The 748-nt window shown below is 70.6% G+C and carries 2 pseudogenes; one reads left to right on the top strand and one right to left on the bottom strand.

Annotated features, from left to right (window positions below):
• Positions 1-477, top strand: a pseudogene (locus AC1DWF_RS34035) (ROK family protein); the annotation flags it as partial.
• A gap of 3 nt (positions 478-480) precedes the next feature.
• Here the strand turns inward: AC1DWF_RS34035 and AC1DWF_RS34030 are convergent.
• Positions 481-748: pseudogene (locus AC1DWF_RS34030) on the bottom strand (argininosuccinate lyase); the annotation flags it as partial.

Genomic DNA, 748 nt, shown 5'->3' with positions numbered 1-748 from the left:
GGGACGAACATCCGGGTCGGGCTGGTGGAGCTGAACCTGAAGAAGACGGACCTGTCGCAGGCGAAGGTCGCAGGGCTGGAGGTCTGGACCCATGCCGAGGACAAGCCCAGCCGGGAGGAGGCGGTGGAGCGCATGGCCAGGATGCTCCAGGCCATGGTCGCCAAGGCCGAGGCGGAGAAGCGCGTGCTGGCGCCCTTCATCGGCATCGGCTGCCCGGGGATCATCGAGGAGGACGGCTCGATCGACCGGGGCGGCCAGAACCTGCCCGGCAACTGGGAGAGCCGCCGCTTCAACCTGCCGCGCGCGCTGGCCGGGCACCTGCCGGAGATCGGCGGCCACGCGACGGCGGTGCTGATGCACAACGACGCCGTGCTGCAGGGGCTGAGCGAGATCCCCAACATGCAGGATGTGGAGCGTTGGGGCGTGCTGACGATCGGAACGGGGTTGGGGAACGCGCGGTTCACCAACCGCAAATAGCGATCACGGCGCCAGCCGCGCGAAATCCGCGTTCAGCGAGGCCAGCGCGCCGTCGATGCGCTGGCGTCGCTCCCCGATCCAGCTTTCCTGCTCCGCCAGGTTCTGCCGCGCCGCCGCCAGCATGCGCGTCATCTCCGCCGGCTGCGGCCCGCCGGCGGTGGCGCGGTTGCGGACGATGGCCACGGGATCCAGCGTCGCGCGGAACTCCGCCTCGCTCATGGGCAGCGCACCGCCGGCGACCTGCATCTCCCGCAGCGTCTCGGCATAGATC

Source organism: Aminobacter sp. P4_D5, from assembly GCF_056401815.1.
The sequence above is the reverse complement of the archived record's forward strand: the minus strand, read 5'-3'. Positions and strand labels throughout refer to the sequence as shown.